Genomic DNA, 16,992 nt, shown 5'->3' with positions numbered 1-16,992 from the left:
CTGCATGGAAACGGCTAAACTCTACGCGGTGGGCGCGTTCGCGGCGGGACTGGTGATCACGCTGTTCCTGGCCGCCTACCTGACGCCGCGCCAGTGGTGGCGCCGTCCCAATGCCCGCGCATTGCTGATCATGGTGGTCGGCGCATGGGGCTTCGGCAGCCTGATTTTGTACGCGGCGCACGGCAGGGCTGCAACCGGACCTGCACCGCTCCCCGGCACGACCGAACCCGCCATTGCCGCCACTGCTGCGATCGCAGCGGCGGCGCGCGACGCCGGCGAACCATCGCCCGCGCTCATCGCGGGCCAGCCATTCGCCGTCCACCGCGACCTGAACCTGCGTACCGCGGCCGGAGTGCATGCGGCGCGACTGGTCATCGTGCCGGCCGGCTCCGTCGTCACGCCGACCGGCGAACAGCGCGGCGACTGGTGGCAAATCAAGGCCAGCGTGGCCGGGCGCGAAAGCACCGGCTGGGTCAGCAGCCTGTGGCTGCGCCGGAGCGGCGAATGACGCCGGCCCGCACTGCTCCGCATTCTCCCGCCGCCAGCCTGTTTTCGGCTAAGCTGTGGCCTTTCGCATCCCGCGTCACGACGCCAGCACCGATGACCAGAATTACCGATCCGCTCGACTTCGGCCCCGGCCTCGACATCGCCGCCCGCAGCAGCGCCAGCATCAGCAAGCTGCAGGTGCCGGAAAACCAGGACAACCTGCTCGTCATCGATGCCGCCGGCCGCGCCGTCTTCCTGCACAACCAGGTGCCGCACAGCGTGCAGTTGACCGACTGGCCGCGCGGCCACGTGCGCCTGGCCGTGATGGACGGCATGGGCGGCCACGGCCACGGCCGCGAAGCCGCCGAAGCCGTGGCCGCCGGCCTGCTGCTGATTCCCGCCTGCGGCACGCAGCAAGACCTCGACAGCCGTCTCGACGACCTGCATCGCCGCCTGCAAAGCCAGTTCCGCCAGCACGGCGACAACGACAGCTTCCGCCGCCCCGGCACCACGCTGACGCTGCTGGAAATCCCGCCCGGCGCCGCGCCCATGCTGTACCACGCCGGCGACTCGCGGCTGTATGAGATCACCGCCGACGGCGCGCGGCCGCTGACGGTCGACCACGTGCCTGCCACATCCTTCGCCATGCACGGCCTGCTCGGCGAGCAGGAATGGTGGCAGCAGGTGCACGGCGAGCACCGTTCGCAGATCTCGCAGGCCTACATCCTCGGCAACGCCTTCGCCAATCCGCAGGTGCTCGACAATGAACTGCTGCCGCTCGGCCCGGCCAACCTGCCGCCCTTCCTGCGCCAGCTGGCCGACCGCCGCGCGCTGACGCTGCGCCCGGACGCCACTTACCTGCTCGCCACCGACGGCTTCTGGTCCTGCGGCCGGCCGCTGGAATGGATCGCGCGCTGGCCGGCGCTGCTGGCCCAACCCGGCCATTCCGCCGGCACCGGCCTGGACGCGTTGTTCAATGATTACGCCGACCATCCGCCGCCCCAGCTCCACATCGACAATCTCAGCGCCATCGTGCTGCGCTGTGCGTCGCCGGCCGCCGCGCCACACGATGGCAACGTTGACGAAACGGCACTACCCACCGCATCAATACCGTCGCATTTTTGACGCGGCGCGCCGACCGGGTGTTGCGTCGATCACGCAGTGCCCGCCATCGGCCGGAAATAAGTCAAACAGATGTACGTTTGATTGCCAAACAGAGTGTAAACCGCATAAACTGACGGGTATCCCATCGGTCGGTTAGCCATGAAAAAATGCAGTAATGCCCAGCACCCGCATTGCACCTATTGGGTCATGCCAGGAGCGCAAGCTTGTGAAGGCGGTCACGCCCAAGCAGAGCCCTCCAGCTATGACCTGCTGAGTGCCGTGCGCCGCACCCGTTCCGGCCAGCCCGGCACGGTGCTCGATGCCAGCCCTGCTGCTTCAGCCAACCTCGCACCGTCAACCTACGCCCGCCCGCTGCAACGGGCCCAGTCCGAGCGTCCGCAACTGCACATCAGCGGCTTCGACCCGCGCGCCGCCGGCGGCCGCCAGACGCTGAAGATGGAATTGCGCGGCATGCCGGAAGCCTGCGCGCCCCAGCTCACGCTGCAACTGCAATCGGACCTGATCCCCAACGGCGCGGCGCGCCAGCACTTCGTGCGCGCCACCAACGGCGAATGGCGGCCGGTGTTCGTCGAGTTTTCGTCGCGCGGCAAGGAGCACGGCCAATACCAGATCAGCATTGAGCTGCTTAGCCAGCATGCCGAACTGGCGTCGCGCAAATGGGTGTGCACCTTCGTCATCCTGGTGCCGCGCCTGGATGCGACGCTGACCGAAATCCACCGCATCTTCCTCAGCACCCACAAGAACGTGCGCGTGATGGCCGACGACGCCTCGATCGCCCGCGTCAGCGCGCAAGGCGGCGACAGCCTCGACATCGACGTCACCGCCCGCAACGCCGGCATCGCGCACCTGGACCTGAACGCCCCGGCCGGCAAGGTCGACCTGGGCTTCTCTACCATCGCCTGGGATGAGGATCTGATCGAGATCGACATGCCGGTCGGCGCCGCCATGCATCCGCACCCAAGCCGCGCGGCCTGCCTGGTCAACGCCGCGCCGGAAGCCGGCGCCCAGCGCCAGATCCGCCTGTTCGCGATGGAAGAATGTGTGCTGGGCCGCTTCGAGCTGGTCGATCCGGAATCGGACGTGCTGCTGACCCACTACAGCGCCGACGGCCAGGACACCAACGGCCTCACGCGCCGCCTGTCCGGCCGCCATGCGGTGATACGCCGCTCGGGCCAGGGCTTTGAAATCGAAGACGTGTCGCGCTACGGCACGCTGCTGGACGGCGTCTGGCCGGGCAAGCACAAGCCGACCGCGCTGCGCCTCGGCATGCGCATCGAACTCAGTGCCAGCATCAAGGGCATCGTGGTGCTGTCGGTGTCGGCCATCATGCCGCACGGCGTGATCCTGCACCGTATCGACCAGGGCGCCAACGCCGAATGCTTCTACCTGCTGATGCCGGAAACGCATCCGGGTTATCCGCTCAAGCAGTTTGCCGCCGCGCCGCACGCGGCCGCGCTGCCGCTGCTGCTGCACCGCGACGGCGGCTTCTGGCATCTGGATCAGTTGACCGGCAAGGAAACCGCGCTGGCCACGGCCACGCCGCTCGATAAGCTGAGCCGCATCCCCCGTCACAACCGCTTCGCCAGCGATCCATATCCGGAACACTGGATCATCCGCACCGGCGCCACCGACTTGCATAGCACGCTGGCTGCCAACGCCATGTCCACCGCTTAAAATAATTGTAAATTTTATATTTTTTGTGTTGCCTCGTGATAATATCGTCAACATTATCACAACCAGACAGGCATCACCGTGCGCGCACCAAGCCGTCTTCATACCCGCCGCTGGGAGCGCATCGCGCTGGCGGCGCTGATCCTGCTGCTGGCGGGCCTGCCGCTCGCGGTGTGGCTCGACATGCAGAATATCGCCGCCGCGCGCCTGCGCAGCCAGGCGGTCGACCTGAACTCCATGATCGCCAGCATACGCGGCTACTACAGCAGCGCCGTGGTCGGGCGCGTCCTCGGCAACCACGGCAAGGACACACAGGTCATCCATAACTACGAGACGGTGCCCGGCGCGATTCCCATCCCCGCCACGCTGTCGCTGGAACTGGGCCGCGTCATCGCCGACCGGCAGTCCAACGTCAGCTACCGCTTCATCTCGGACTATCCATTCCGTGGCCGCGCACCGCACTCACTCGACGAGTTCGAAAAGAACTCGCTGACGGCATTGCGCGCGCGTCCGGACCAGCCCCCCATCATATCGGCCAGTTCCAGCGGCAGCGACACGCGCGTGCGCCTGGTGGCGCCGGTGCTGATGAGCGCAGCCTGCGTTCAGTGTCACAACAACCACCCGGACAGCATGAAAAAGGACTGGAAGATCGGCGACGTGCGCGGCCTGCAGGAAGTGACGATACACGACGAGGTCAGCACCAGCCTGTGGTCCTTCAAATACAGCCTGGCCTACTTCCTGTTCGCGGCGGCCACCGGGCTGGGCTTCATCCTGCTGCAACGACGCCAGAACGCCGTGATCCGGCGCATGAATGCCGACCTGGCCGGCGCCAACGACTTCCTGGCCGCCGTGTCGATGAAGATCTCGCACTACCTGTCGCCGCAAATCTACAAGAGCATCTTCAGCGGCGAGATGGACGTGGCGCTGAACACGCAGCGCAAGAAACTGACCATCTTCTTTTCCGACATCAAGGACTTCACCGAACTGACCGAATCGCTGCAACCGGAAGCGCTGACGGAACTGATCAACGAATACTTCACCGCCATGTCGACCATCGCCATCCGCCACGGAGGCACCATCGACAAGTTCATCGGCGACGCCATCCTGGTGTTCTTCGGCGACCCGGAAACCAGGGGGGCGGCGGAGGATGCGCGCAACTGCCTGCGCATGGCGATCGAAATGCAGCATGCGCTGGCCAAGCTCAACGTCCAATGGCGCAAGCTGGGCGTGGAAGCGCCGTTCCGCGTGCGCATGGGCGTCAACACGGGCTTCTGCAATGTGGGCAATTTCGGCAGCAACGACCGCATGGACTATACGATCCTCGGCGCGGAAGCAAACCTGGCGGCGCGGCTGCAATCGATCGCGCCGGCCGGAGGCATCGTCGTCAGCTACGAAACCTATGCGCTGGTGCGCGACATCGTGGCCGGCCACGCGCTGGCGCCGGTCAGCATGAAGGGCATCGCGCGCGAGGTGGTGCCTTACGCGATCGACGGCATGCTCGACGAAGACGGCAGCACGCTGCAGGTCTTCAGCGAGCATAGCGACGGCCTGGACCTGTATCTGGACATGGGCCGCATCGATGCGGACGCCGCCAAGAACCTGCGCGGCGTGCTGCGCCAGGCGATTACGGCACTCGACCGGCAGGAGAAGGCTCCCGCCGATTCGACGCTGGACGCTTCCGTCTAGCGCCTGGCGTCAGGCCAGCGGTTTTTTGGCCGGCAGCGGAATGAACTCGGTCTCGCCCGGCACCTTGTCGAAGCGCTGCGCCTCCCAATCCTCGCCGGCCTTGACGATGCGTTCCTTGCTCGACGAGACGAAGTTCCACGACATGAAGCGGTGGCCGTCCAGCGGCTCGCCGCCGATCACCACGAACTGCGCATCCGTGCCGGCCTTGACCAGCTGCGTGCTGGCCGTATCGAGCAAGGCCATCGTGTGCAGCGCCAGCGGCGTGCCGTCGATCGCCAGCTCGCCGGTGATCGGATAGATCGCCGCTTCGGCCGGCAGGCTGCTCAGGGCCAGCTCGTGGCCAGCTTTCAGCGTCACGTCCAGGTACAAGGTCTGGCTGTAGGTCTTGACCGGCGAGGTCTTGCCGAAGGCCGCGCCGACCAGCACCCGTACGCGCGCGCCGTCGACGTTGAACTCCGGAATATCGCCGGCCGGCGTGTGGCAGAAGCCCGGTTCGTCCTCTTCATGCGCCAGCGGCAGCGCGGCCCACAGCTGCAGCCCGTGCGTGCGGTGCGGCTTGCCGACCAGATCCTTCGGCGTACGCTCGGAATGGACGATGCCGCGGCCGGCGGTCATCCAGTTGATCGCGCCCGGCTCGATGCGCTGCACCGAACCGATGCTGTCACGGTGATCCATCGCACCCTCGAACAGGTAGGTCACGGTGGACAGGCCGATGTGCGGATGCGGACGCACGTCGTGGTCGGCGTCCAGCGGCACGTCGACCGGACCGAAATGATCGAAGAAGATGAACGGGCCGACCGCCTGCTTGACGGAAGACGGCAGGTAGCGGCGCACGACAAAGCCGCCGCCCAGATCTTTTTCATGGCCCTTGAGCAGATTTGAAATCGTCATGATCTTATCCCAGCACGGTGGTGACTTCGGTGGTCACGGAAGTCATCAGTTTGTGGATCGGACATTTCTGCGCGGCCGCCAGCAGTTCCGCGCGCTGCGTCTCGGACAGGTCGCCGGTCAGGTGCAGCGTCGCGGCCAGGCGGTAGGTGCCCTGGCGCTCTTCGCTGGCGTCGCGTTCCATGCTCACTTCCACGTGCTCCAGCGGGATGTTCTTGCGCTTGGCGTACCAGACCACGGTCAGGGCCTTGCAGGCGCTCAGCGCCGCATCGTACAGGTCATGCGGCGAAGGACCCGCATCGCTGCCGCCCTCCTCGACTGAACCATCGGTCGACAGGATGTGGTTGCGCACATGGACTATGTGGCGCATCGGCAGCGACTGGTCGCGCAGTACTTTGATAGTCATACAGTGTTCCTCGAAAGCGGTATTGTCAAAACCGTCAATTTACACCGTTTGGCCGGGTTGCGCCTCCCCCAAATGCCTGCAATCGCTCTACAGGCCGTTCACCAGCACCATCGAAAAGTCGGAGCCGCCCTGCCGCAGTTTCTTCAGCGGCGCGTGCGCCGGATCGTCGTACCAGGCCTGCGCGTGTTCCATCGACGGGAACTCGACGATGATCTGCGTTTCGGGCACCGCCGGCGCGCCCTCCAGGACTACCGGCGCGGCCTTAGCCAATGGCTTGCCGCCGTGTTTTTGCGCCAGCGCCGGCATGTGCGCGCTGTACTCCGCCACCCAATCCGAGTTGCGCAGGGTGAGCGAGCCGATTGCATATGCTGCCATGATGACCTCCTTGCTGTTGAATGAGGCTCCAGTATTATTCAAAGCATTCAAGGCATAAATGAGCTAATATTTCGGATACTCGTAACTTTTAATTCCGAATATGAGCGACAAACTCCGTAGCATGCAGGTGTTCGTGGCGGCCGCCACGGCGCCCAGCTTCGCCGCCGCCGCGCAAACGCTGGACATGTCGTCGGTCATGGTCGGCAAGCATGTGCAGGCGCTGGAGCGGGAACTGGGAGCGCGCCTGATCGAGCGCACCACGCGCAGGCAGTCGCTGACCGAAATCGGCGCGGTCTACCTGGAGCGCTGCCGCGACGTGCTAGCCGGCGTGGAGGCGGCCGACCGCGTGGCCGAGCATCTGCGCGCGGAACCGCAGGGCAGCCTGCGCATCTCGGCGCCCGCCACCTACGGCGAGCACCGGCTGGCGCCCGTCATCGGCGCCTACGCGGCCCTGTACCCGCAGGTGAAGATCGATCTGGTGCTGAGCAACCGGGTGGTCGACATGGTGGAGGAAGGCGTCGACGTGGCGATCCGTTCAGGCCCGCTGGCCGACACGGGCCTGATCGCGCGCGCCCTGAAACCGGGCCATGTGCTGGTTGCCGCCAGCCCCGAATATCTGCGGCGGCGCGGCACACCCGGCCATCCAGCGGAACTGGCCAGCCACAACTGCCTGGCGTTTGCGGGAGCCAGCACGACATGGCGCTTCCGGCGCGGCGACGAACAAGTGGAGGTGATGGCACAGGGCTCCCTCGTCAGCAACACCGGCGCCTCGCTGGTGACGGCGGCCATCGCCGGCATGGGCGTGGTGGCGCAGGCCGATCTGCTGATGGAACCTGCGCTGGAAAAGGGAACGCTGGTGCGGCTGCTGGCCGGATGGGAACTGCCGTCGCGGCCTTTGCACATCGTGCGGCGGCCGGAGTCCAGGCCCAGCGCCAAGGTCCGCAGTTTCGTGGACTTCGCGCTGGAGCGGCTGGGCTGATTACACGACTTTTTTAACGAACTCGGTTTTCAGGCTCATCGCGCCGAAGCCGTCGATCTTGCAGTCGATATCGTGGTCGCTGTCGACCAGGCGGATGTTCTTGACCTTGGTGCCGACTTTGACGGTACCGCCGCCGCCCTTCAGTTTCAGGTCCTTGATGACGGTGACGGTGTCGCCGTCCTGCAGGATGTTGCCGACGGAATCCTTGTAGACACGGGCGCCCTCTTCGGCGGCCTCGCCCGCGGCGGCACTCCATTCGTGCGCGCATTCCGGGCAAACCAGCTGGGCTCCGTCTTCGTAGGTGAATTCGGAATTACATTTCGGGCATGGTGGCAAGGCGCTCATCGTTTTGATCCAGGTATTAAAAAGAAGGCGAAAGTATACTCTATACGAGCTTGCGCGCCACCCGGAAGCCGACGATGTCGTTGGCCAGCACTGCGGAAAAGCCGTTGCGCACCGCGGAGCGCAGGTAACGCGGGTTGTACAGCCACGAGCCGCCGCGCAGGATGCGCCGCACCGGATCGCCGCCCTCTTCCCATGCGCTGCCGTCCGCAGGCGCACCGGCGTAGTTATCGTGCACCACGTCCTGCGTCCATTCCCACACGTTGCCGTGCATGTCGAACAAGCCCCATGGATTGGGCTGGAAGATGCCGGCCTTGTTGGTGCCTTGCAGATAAGTGCCGCGACGGCTGCCGTTGTAGGTGTAGTTGCCGTCGTAGTTGGCCTGCTCGGTGGAGATGGTGTCGCCGAAGCTGAATGCCGTCTTGGTGCCGGCGCGGCAGGCGTATTCCCATTCCGATTCGGACGGCAGGCGATACAGCTGGCCGGTCATTTCCGACAACCAGCGCAGGTACTGCTGCGCGTCCATCCAGCTGACGCCGACCACGGGATGCTCGTCGTTCTGCGCAAAGCCCGGAGCGCGCCAGTCGGTATCGGACTGCGATTCCCAGCCGGTCGCGCGCACGAACTGGCGCCACTGTCCGACCGTGACCGGGAAACGGCCCATGGCAAATGGATGTTCGATGCCCACCCAGTGCTGCGGCATTTCGCGGTCCAGCCAGTTTTTCTGCGCGCCGGCCTTGATCGCCAGCGCCTGTTCGTGTTCGTGGGAGCCCATCTGGAAACGGCCGGTCGGGATCAGCACCAGGTCGGGACCGACACCGGTGCCGTCGACGAAGCGGTCGCGCAGTATGCCTTTCGGATCGGCCACCGGGCTGCCCGGCGTCGGCATCAGCGCCGCCAGTTCGGCCGCGTTGCGCTCCGCCTGCTGCTTGCGATGGCGCTCCTGCTCGGCGCGATACGCCGCTTCGGCCTTCAGCTGCGCGGCCTTGCGCTGCTGCTCTTCCTGTTCGTCGCGGGCTTTCTTGGCATCGGCATCGCGCCGCGCCTGCAGTTGCTCGCGCAAGGCCTGCTTGCGCGCCAGCGCGGCGGCTTCGGCTTCGGCGCGCTGCTTGGCTTCCATCGCGCGGCGCTGCTGATCGAGCCTGGCCTTTTCCGCCGCCGCTTCCGCCTGGCGGCGCGCCGCCAGTTCGGCGGCCATCGCCTGCCGCTTCAGTTCCGCGACGCGCGCCTGCTCGGCCTGGGCGGCCTTGGCGGCGGCCTGCGACGCCTGTTCCTTCAGCTGCTGCTCCTGCTGCGCCTTTTTCTGCTGCTCACGTTCCTGCGCCTGCCTTGTCTGCGCGGCCAGTTCCTCCTCACTTGGTCCGGCGGCCCGATGCAACTCGGCCAGCAGTTCGTTCACCGAGACGGGACGGCGCTCCTGCGCGTAGGCGAAGCCGTTTTGCAGCACCTTCCATTGGGCCGGATTCAAACCCTGCGGAGGCGATGGATGGAAGTCGGCCGGACGCATGTCGTCGAACGGCATGCGCCCTTCAAGCAGCTGATAGATCATCACCGCGACAGCGTAGACGTCGAGCTTGGGCGACGGCTGGCGCTGATGCGTGCCCGCCTCCGGCGCCCGGTAACCGACGGTGCCCGCATTCGGCGTCTGCAAACCGAGACTGCTGCCGGCGCTGCGCGCGCGCGAAGCGATGCCGAAATCGAGCAGCTTGATTTCGCCGCGCTGGGTCAGGAACACGTTGCCGGGCTTGAGGTCTCGGTGAACCAGCTTGTGCTTGTCCCACGCATATTGCAGCGCATCGCCCACCGGCGACAGCAAGCGGTAGACCGCCTCCAGCGGCAGCGGGCCTTGCGCGGCCAGGTAGGCGTCGAGGTCCTGGCCTTCCAGATATTCCATGATGATGAAATAGCTGGACGTGGCCGGGTCCTGCGCCCATTCATAAACGCGGACGATGTTTTCATGCGCCAGCTTGCGCGCCTGCGTCGCTTCCTCGATCAGCAGCTTGGCGTGGGTGGCGCTTTGGGTCAGTTGCGGCGGCAGGATCTTCAGCGCCACCATTTCGCTGTGGCCCAGTTCCGCGTGCGTGGCGAGGTCGGTCGCCTGCCACACCTGGCCCATGCCGCCCATGCCGATCAGGCGCTCCAGCCGGTAGCGGCGGTTCTGCGGGCCGATCTCCTGGCCGGACATCAATCCCAGTTCGGTGCCCTGCCGCACCTGCAACGGCGAGGCCGTGACGCTGCCTCCCGGCGGCGCGTACTCCGCATCCAGGATGGCGTTCTTGCGGCGGTCGAACTCCTGCAGGCTAAGCAGACCGTCATCATGTAAGGCCCGCAATTCGCGGATCTTGTCTCTTGCTGTTTGCATCATTAAACGAAGTGTAACCGTTCCTGCCAAAAGCTGTTTAACCTAAAGGTACGCCGCATTCGGCGCAGAATTTGTCGTACGGATGGCCGGGCCGCGTCGGATGGCCGTTGGCGCAGTAGCGGACCGGCACCGGTGCGGGCGGCGGTACGGAGCCTGCCTGGGCCACGCCCACGCCCAACTGGCTCTGCGTGGTCAGCGCACTGGCGCTGGCCGCGTTCTGCAGATTGAGCAGATCGAGCTGGTGGCGGCGGTCCTTGTCCATTTCCACGTCGCGATGGCCGCGCTCCTCCAGCACCCGCTCGTGCGCAAGGCGTGCCGCTTCGGCCGGCGTCACGCCATGTTCGGCAGCCACCACCTGCGCCAGCGCCTGGATCTGCTCCGGCGTCATACCGCCCTGGATCTGCAACTTCATGATCTGCGTCAGCGCTTCGGCATTCGGTGCGGCGGCGGTGGCTACTTTGGCGCTGTCGCTCAAGCGGCCGATGGTTTCAATGCGCGTGATTTCATGCGACTGCTGCGCCAGCAGCACGTCGTACTCGCCTCTCCAGCGGGCGGCCTTCTCCTCGCGCTCGTGCTCCAGTTTTTTCAGCTCATGCTGCCAGGCGGCCTCCTGCTCTTTTTGCTTGAGGATCTGGCGCTGTTCCTCGACTTCGAGCTGGTCCAGCATGGCCTGTTTGTTCTGCGCCTGGTTCTGGCGCGCGTGGATGCCATCCGCTTCGATGGTGCGCAACAGCTTTTCGTACTGGGCGACTGCATCCGCCTGGGCGCCGGAGCGCTTCAAGTCCTCGATCTTCTGGCTGATCTCGGCCACTTGCACGGCGTTGGCCGCGTCCTTGACGGCATCGCCGCGCAGCAGTTCGCGCTGGCGCGCCAGTTGCAGCTGGTCTTCCCATTCCTGCACCCGTTCCGCCTCGCGGCGGCGGGCGGCGCTGGCCAAGGTCAGCCCCTGGATGCGCGTGTTGTGCGCCTCGGCCTCGATCTGCAGCTCGCGCTCTTTCTCGGCCTTTTCGCGCTCGCGCAAGGCCAGCAGCTCGTTGCGGCGGTGCGATTCATCTTCGATCAGCAGCGCCTGCGCGATCTGGTTTTCAATCGCCTGCTGGCGCAACTGGTGCGACAACCGCTGTTGGGCCAACTGGCGCTGCTCGGCGGCGGTCTGCTGCAGCACTTCCAGTTCGGTGCGCATCTTGATCTGGGCCAGGTGGCGCACATGCTCCCAGTCGGCTTGCTCGCCCGCGCGGTGGGACTTGTTCTTCGCCAGTTCATGTTCCAGATCGGCCAGCACGGTGCCAGCGCCCTTGTCCAGCGCGACCTTGCGGGTCTTCGACTCCATCACACGGCTGTAGAGGTCCACCTCGCGCGCGCGCAGCGCCTGTATGCGCTCGGATTCCTTCAACGTCAGCTCGGCCTTGTTGACGCTGGCGTCCTGGCGCAGTTCGGCGCGACGCAGCTCGGAACGCATCTTCTGCTCTTCGCGCCAGATGGCCTGCCATTCCTCTTCGTCGTAGATCTGATCCAGCTGCTTGACGTGTTCCAGCTGCACGTGACGCTCGTCCGCCACCAGCCACAGGGTGCCGATGCGTTCGCGATTGTGGTCGAACTTATCGTGGCGCAGCGCCGCGGTTTCCACGCGGTCGACGGCCAGGCCGTAGCTGGCCAGGCGCAGTTTAAGCGCGGCCTGCAGGCGTTCGTCCAGTTGCAAGCGCAGGTCCGCGTTGTGCGCCATGTCGCGCATCGAACGGCCGCCGACGAATTCGGCCGCCAGCTGGCGCACCGACGGTTCCAGCAGATCGTGCAGATGCAGCGTGCTGACCGTACCCGGCACGGTCATGAAATGCTGGGCGAACGCGGGGACGTTCTCTATGCGGATGGACACCGTGAAGCGCGCCGACACCTTCAGGTGCTCGGACGTATGCAGGTCGCTGAACGAGAACTCCACCGGCAGCGCCGCGCTGCGGGTGATCAGGATCTCGGCGCTCTGGCTGCGCAGCAGATGGTTAAGGCGGGTGAAGAAGCCTTCGATTTCATATTCGCCCTGAGGCACTTCGGTGGCCTTGTCGGCTTGCAGGATGTAAGCGCGCGCGGTGGCGGGCACCCGCAGCGTCTTGGTGAAGATGCCGGACAAGGCGCTGACGCCGAAGTAGACGGCCAGTTCGTCGTCGCCCGGGATCCAGCGGTTGTCGCGCAGGACGGGTTCGTTGCGCGGGGCGCCCAAGGTCAAACCGCAGTGCTTGCAGTAGCCCGACTGGTCGTCGTTTTTGTGCTCGCACCGCGGGCATTTAACGCCGCCAAAACCAAACATTTGGAACATGTCAGACTCCTTCTTCGATTCATCTTCCGGGCTGCCCTCGCTTGTGCCGATTTTAGCAGGGCGGGCCCGATTTCATTCTTGCGCACGATTCAACCCATCATCAGATCATGCCGATACGGTCTATGCAGGCGAGGCTCGCGCCTTTCTGCCGCAACGCGGCGCTGAACCCGGCTGGCAGTTGGTCCTGCCAGTCCCTGGGCAGCAGCACCCGGTCGCCTGCATTCACTTGCTTCAATATCAAGTCCAGCTTGGGTTCGCGCCCCTCGACCGTCTCGACGCGGCCCGCATGCCAGGCATTCGAGCAGCCGGTGGCGATGATGCGGCCGCGCGGCACGAACTCGCGCCCTCTGGCAAGGCGGTCCGCCATCACCAGCGCCAACTGGTACGAGCCGCCCTGGAAGCGCGGCTGGCCGAAGCGCACCACGCTGCGCCAGCGGCCCAGTCCCTTGCCGTCGAAGTGGCGGGCGGCCGCCAGCGTCTGGCGCACTTCCAGCTGGGCGCTCGGGTCCAGGCCGGGCGCGGCGATGGTGTCTTCTTCAGCAGCAACGGCGGCATCGGCGTCGATCGGGAACACGCTGACCTCCACCCATGCCAGGCTGTCGTTGACGCCGCCGCTGTGCAGGGGGAACCAGGCGCGCACGGTGGACACGCTGGCCGACGGGTCTGCATGGCCGCTCAGCGCGCCAAGATGGGATATCTGCACGCTGCGGCTGGCGCTGTCGCCGGGCGCCGTGCCGCCCGCGATAAGGCTGTCTTCGGCCGCCAGGTGCGCCGAGGCGCGGGCAACGGCCAGCACCGGATCGCCCTGCACGCGGCCGGTCTGCCAGTGGTCGGACCAGCCATGCGCGTGGATTCTTGCTGCCGGATCGGGCTCGAACAGGCCGCGCACCATGCGGTCTGCCAGTACGGCCGCCAGTTCCCAATCACGATCGGTGGCGGCCGGGGCGATGTCCATGCTGAGCACGACCTGGTCGCGGCTGTCGAGACGTGCCTCCGTATGGCGCGCCAGGCGGACGACTTCCTGCATCCGTTGTGCGGCGGCGGACGCGCCGGGCGCCGTGCATTTGACGTCGGCGCGGTTGGCACGCGGGCGGCGGCTGGCGGTAATCGTCAGGACGCGGTCGTCGGCCAGCACGCAGCGGCACTCGGCGTTGGTGGGCACCACGCTGGCGGAGAATGTGTTCATAGCGATGGTTCCTTGCGCCCGATGCCAGTGCCAGGTTCGGGAGCCTGCGTGGCGCGGCGCAGCGCGAGGCCGGTTTCCAGGTTGGCGCAAATGCGGTCCGCTTCGTCCAGCAATGCCGGCCATTGCGCGTGGCTGGCCAGCTGAAGGCGGGCCAGCAGGGACCAGGCTTCGTCCATCGCCGCCACTGCGATCATGGTTTGGTTGGTGCGCCGGACTTGTATCTCAGGCTCCAGCGGCTGGTCGGGGGCGGCCCAGGCCAGGACCGGCATCGTGTTCACGTTCAGGACTGCCATACCGAGGCGCAGCAGCAGGGATTGGTGCTGCTGGAAGACCGGCAAACCGCCTGGCAGGGTCAGAAGCCGCAGTTCGCTGCTCAGGATGGGCAGTTCGATGAACAGGCGGCGCAGGCCACGGGCATCCTGCTGCGGGGCCTGCGGCGTGGTGCCCGCAGGGCCGGCAGGGGCAGCGACCGGCAGGTCTGGCAGCGAGTGATCGGTGGTGGGCGCTGCGAAGTCGGTCGGCGCGGCTGGGATTGTGGCGGCGGCCGACATTGCGGTAGCCGCGCCGGCGGCAACTGCTTGCGCGGCCGTGTGGGCGACGGCTTCGGCGGCCTTGTGGGCGATGGCTTCGGCGGCGGCGCGGGCTTTCAGTACGTCGGCGAAGTCGATTTGCTCGCCCAGGTCAACCGGCACGCAATCGTCCACCGTGATGCCGTAGCGCGTGTACATCAGTCGATTCAGTCCGGCGCGAAACGCGTGCCATTCCTCCACCGATGTGCATGGCGGCAGATCGAGTGCGCCCTGTGCCAGCTCGGTTTGCAACGCCGTCTGTGCAGCGGCGGCGAAATCGTCCAGCAGCAGGCGCCCCGCCGCTTCGCTGTACAAATACAGGTCGAAGCGCTGTTGGGTCACGCGCGGATTGGCCGAATCGACCACGAAGCGCAGGCGCAAGCCCCATTCCGGCGCGGCGGCGAACGGGATCAAGTCCACCGTGTACGGTCCCGGATGAAAACAGAACACCGTCTCGCCCTGCTCGCACGACACCTTGCCGGCGCCTGCGCGGCGCGCATGACCGCCGGCGTTGAAGATCACCACCGTACTCTGGGCCGGCGCAACGTCGCCCTGATCGAGCCGCAGCGCGATCAGGTTGACTCCCAGGCCATCGGTATCGATGGCCGGTTTGCGGCGCCGGGAAAATAAGCCCATGGTCTACGGCGCTACCGGTTCGACGGCGAATCCCGCACCGTACAGCTGGAAGTGCTGCGCCGGCGCGATGGCGAAAGGCCAGCTGCGTTCGCACTCGCCGTCGGCATCCAGCCGTCCTTGCAGCACGATGGCGCCGCCGCCGTCTATCACCCGCAGCAAACCCTGCTCGCGCAGCAGGCGCGCCGCGAACGGCGCTTCCGGCGACAGGCTCAATATCACCTGCCAGCCTGCCCCCTGCGGCAGGAAGTGCAGCGTCCAGCAGTTATCGTCGGTCACCAGCGATTCCAGCGCCACCGCGCTGGAGGCCGCGCGCAGCATGCCGCTGCTGCCGCTCCATACCGGATCGTTGGCGGCCTGCGGCTGCGACTGAGACTGTGCCCCTGCGGCGCGACGCTCCAGCGACAGTTGACGGAACCGGCGCAGCGTCAACGGCGACGCCGCCAGCGCCTGCCGCTCGTTCGGTGTCAGCACCCGGCTGCCGTCCAGCGCCGCCAGCAGCGTGGCGTCGGCCAGCATCAGGCGGTCGCCCGGGGCGGCGCGCGCCAGCAGCATACGCTCCCGCAGCCGTGCGTCTTGCTCATCTTGTGCTGATTTCAATTCGTTCTCCTTCATTTCGCCGCCAACGCCGTGTTGGTGTTGGCCGCGTACAGCTTGTCGATCGCTTCATTGCGGCGCTTGCGCAGCGTCGGCATCGAAATCTGGTCCAAGGCCGCCAGCTGCTGCAATGTGGGCAGCTCGCCGGTGGCCGGGTCCAGCCAGGCGTCCGGGTAGGTGTCGTCGGCCGCGCCCAGCAGTTTCTGGTACACGGCCAGCCGGATCGGCAGCGTTTCGTCGCGCAGGATGCGCAATGTCCAGCTGCCGGCCTCCTGCGCGGCCCGCGCCAATTCCAGATAGCGGGGGGGCAAGGAAAGCGTGCCGGCAACCGACTGCTCCGCCACCAGCTGTTCCGCGCTTGCCGGCGGCGCATCCGCCAGCGCGCCGTCGTCGAGGCTCTCAGCATCGGCGTCGACGTCGAATTCGTCGGTGGCGGGTGCATCGAGCAGACGGTCCTCGTCCTGCAAGCCGCCCTGCACTTCCTGCTGTTCGGACTCGCCGATCACGCGCCAGTAGTCTTCCAGCCACAAGGCAGCTTCGCCGGCCTCGCCCTGCCAGTCGTCGGCACGGTCCATATTGGCCGACAATTCCTCATAATCGCCGATTTCGGTCAACATCGCCGCGATCTTGTCCGGACTGTTTTTCAGACTGGCGAAGCGCTTGGATTTGGTATGCAGCGGGCCCGGCGAGCCGCCGAACCGCTCCAACGTCTCGCTCCAGCGAATGATCCACTCGGCCTTGCAGCCGCCGATGGCCTTCATCTGCCGCACCTCGATCGGGTTGCCGTCCAGCGGACGCCCCAGTATCGCGCCGACCTGCGCCGCGTGCTGCCGCCAGTCAGCGAACAAGCCGGCGATCTCGCGGTAGGCCGTGTCCAGCATCCGGTAGGTGTAGATTTTATTGGGCGAGCAGTCGCGGCCCGTAGCGACGATGTAGTTGTCGGCGTCGACCTTGTCGCGCAGGCTGGCGTACATGTCGTTGATCTTCTTGCGCATCACACCCTCGGCGGCGGCATCGTGCCAGAAGGTGCCGCTGCGCGCATGCTCGCTAGCCACGGCCGCCATGAACGCCAGCCAGAACGCCGGCTGCGCCTGCAATTCAAACATCAGGCTGAGCGACAGCTCGTAGACGCTGTCGCCGTAGCTATTGCCTTCCGCCTCGGCGCGCGCCGAACGGGCGCCCGCGCGCAAGGCTGCGGCTACCGCATCGGTGTAGGCATCGAGCAGCGGAGCATGCTGCCCGGGGTCGGACACGTGGTGCATCTCAAGCTGCCGGAATGCCTGTAACGAGCAATATCCCAGCAGCTTGCGCACTTGTTCCCAGCCGTGCTCCTGATACCGGGTTCCTGGCAAGCGCATACAGTCCTGTCAATAATAGAA

15 protein-coding genes are annotated in these 16,992 nt (G+C 66.1%); 5 read left to right on the top strand and 10 right to left on the bottom strand.

Features of this window, described 5'->3' with window-relative positions:
- Positions 1–4 precede the first annotated feature (4 nt).
- From ABWW33_RS28940 to ABWW33_RS28925, 4 genes are all read left to right on the top strand, one after another.
- Positions 5–508: an SH3 domain-containing protein gene (locus ABWW33_RS28940; protein ID WP_353404866.1), complete on the top strand. Its 504-nt coding sequence runs from the start codon at positions 5–7 to the stop codon at positions 506–508.
- Between the two features lie 92 nt (positions 509–600).
- Positions 601–1,611, top strand: a complete 1,011-nt coding sequence (locus ABWW33_RS28935) for a PP2C family protein-serine/threonine phosphatase (protein WP_353404865.1) — start codon at positions 601–603, stop codon at positions 1,609–1,611.
- A 138-nt stretch (positions 1,612–1,749) separates the two neighbouring features.
- Positions 1,750–3,285 carry an FHA domain-containing protein gene (locus ABWW33_RS28930; protein WP_444551019.1) on the top strand — a complete coding sequence of 512 codons (1,536 nt, stop codon included), beginning with the start codon at positions 1,750–1,752 and terminating at the stop codon, positions 3,283–3,285.
- 78 nt (positions 3,286–3,363) lie between these two features.
- Positions 3,364–4,968 (top strand): adenylate/guanylate cyclase domain-containing protein, encoded by a 1,605-nt coding sequence (locus ABWW33_RS28925; protein WP_353404863.1) that lies wholly within the window; start codon positions 3,364–3,366, stop codon positions 4,966–4,968.
- A gap of 9 nt (positions 4,969–4,977) precedes the next feature.
- Here the strand turns inward: ABWW33_RS28925 and ABWW33_RS28920 are convergent, their stop codons facing one another.
- The 3 genes from ABWW33_RS28920 to ABWW33_RS28910 form a co-directional block, all read right to left on the bottom strand.
- Positions 4,978–5,859, bottom strand: coding sequence for a pirin family protein (locus tag ABWW33_RS28920; RefSeq protein WP_353404862.1), 882 nt, complete (start codon positions 5,857–5,859; stop codon positions 4,978–4,980).
- A gap of 4 nt (positions 5,860–5,863) precedes the next feature.
- Positions 5,864–6,262, bottom strand: a complete 399-nt coding sequence (locus ABWW33_RS28915) for an OsmC family protein (RefSeq protein ID WP_176650197.1) — start codon at positions 6,260–6,262, stop codon at positions 5,864–5,866.
- Between the two features lie 87 nt (positions 6,263–6,349).
- Positions 6,350–6,637: a DUF1330 domain-containing protein gene (locus ABWW33_RS28910; protein ID WP_176650196.1), complete on the bottom strand. Its 288-nt coding sequence runs from the start codon at positions 6,635–6,637 to the stop codon at positions 6,350–6,352.
- A gap of 100 nt (positions 6,638–6,737) precedes the next feature.
- Here ABWW33_RS28910 and ABWW33_RS28905 point away from each other — a divergent pair, with 100 nt between their 5' ends.
- The gene (locus ABWW33_RS28905; protein WP_353404861.1) at positions 6,738–7,616 is read left to right on the top strand and encodes a LysR substrate-binding domain-containing protein; all 879 of its coding nucleotides are present in this window, start codon (positions 6,738–6,740) and stop codon (positions 7,614–7,616) included.
- Here the strand turns inward: ABWW33_RS28905 and ABWW33_RS28900 are convergent, their stop codons facing one another.
- The 7 genes from ABWW33_RS28900 to ABWW33_RS28870 form a co-directional block, all read right to left on the bottom strand.
- Positions 7,617–7,961, bottom strand: coding sequence for a zinc ribbon domain-containing protein YjdM (locus ABWW33_RS28900; RefSeq protein ID WP_176650194.1), 345 nt, complete (start codon positions 7,959–7,961; stop codon positions 7,617–7,619).
- A gap of 40 nt (positions 7,962–8,001) precedes the next feature.
- Positions 8,002–10,323 carry an SUMF1/EgtB/PvdO family nonheme iron enzyme gene (locus tag ABWW33_RS28895; RefSeq protein ID WP_176650193.1) on the bottom strand — a complete coding sequence of 774 codons (2,322 nt, stop codon included), beginning with the start codon at positions 10,321–10,323 and terminating at the stop codon, positions 8,002–8,004.
- 34 nt (positions 10,324–10,357) lie between these two features.
- Entirely contained in the window at positions 10,358–12,628 is a 2,271-nt protein-coding gene (locus ABWW33_RS28890) for a hypothetical protein (protein ID WP_353404860.1), read from the bottom strand.
- Positions 12,629–12,728: 100 nt separating this feature from the next.
- Entirely contained in the window at positions 12,729–13,814 is a 1,086-nt protein-coding gene (locus tag ABWW33_RS28885; protein WP_353404859.1) for a hypothetical protein, read from the bottom strand.
- Positions 13,811–15,019 (bottom strand): hypothetical protein, encoded by a 1,209-nt coding sequence (locus ABWW33_RS28880; RefSeq protein ID WP_353404858.1) that lies wholly within the window; start codon positions 15,017–15,019, stop codon positions 13,811–13,813. Before ABWW33_RS28880 ends, ABWW33_RS28885 begins: the two co-directional genes overlap by 4 nt.
- A gap of 3 nt (positions 15,020–15,022) precedes the next feature.
- A complete protein-coding gene (locus tag ABWW33_RS28875; RefSeq protein WP_353404857.1) occupies positions 15,023–15,616 on the bottom strand; it encodes a hypothetical protein in 594 nt (197 codons plus the stop codon).
- 11 nt (positions 15,617–15,627) lie between these two features.
- A complete protein-coding gene (locus ABWW33_RS28870; RefSeq protein ID WP_353404856.1) occupies positions 15,628–16,971 on the bottom strand; it encodes a hypothetical protein in 1,344 nt (447 codons plus the stop codon).
- Between the last annotated feature and the right edge of the window lie 21 nt (positions 16,972–16,992).

The organism is Duganella hordei, assembly GCF_040369125.1.
Lineage (GTDB): Bacteria > Pseudomonadota > Gammaproteobacteria > Burkholderiales > Burkholderiaceae_D > Rugamonas > Rugamonas hordei.
This window is presented reverse-complemented; position numbering and strand designations above follow the sequence as displayed.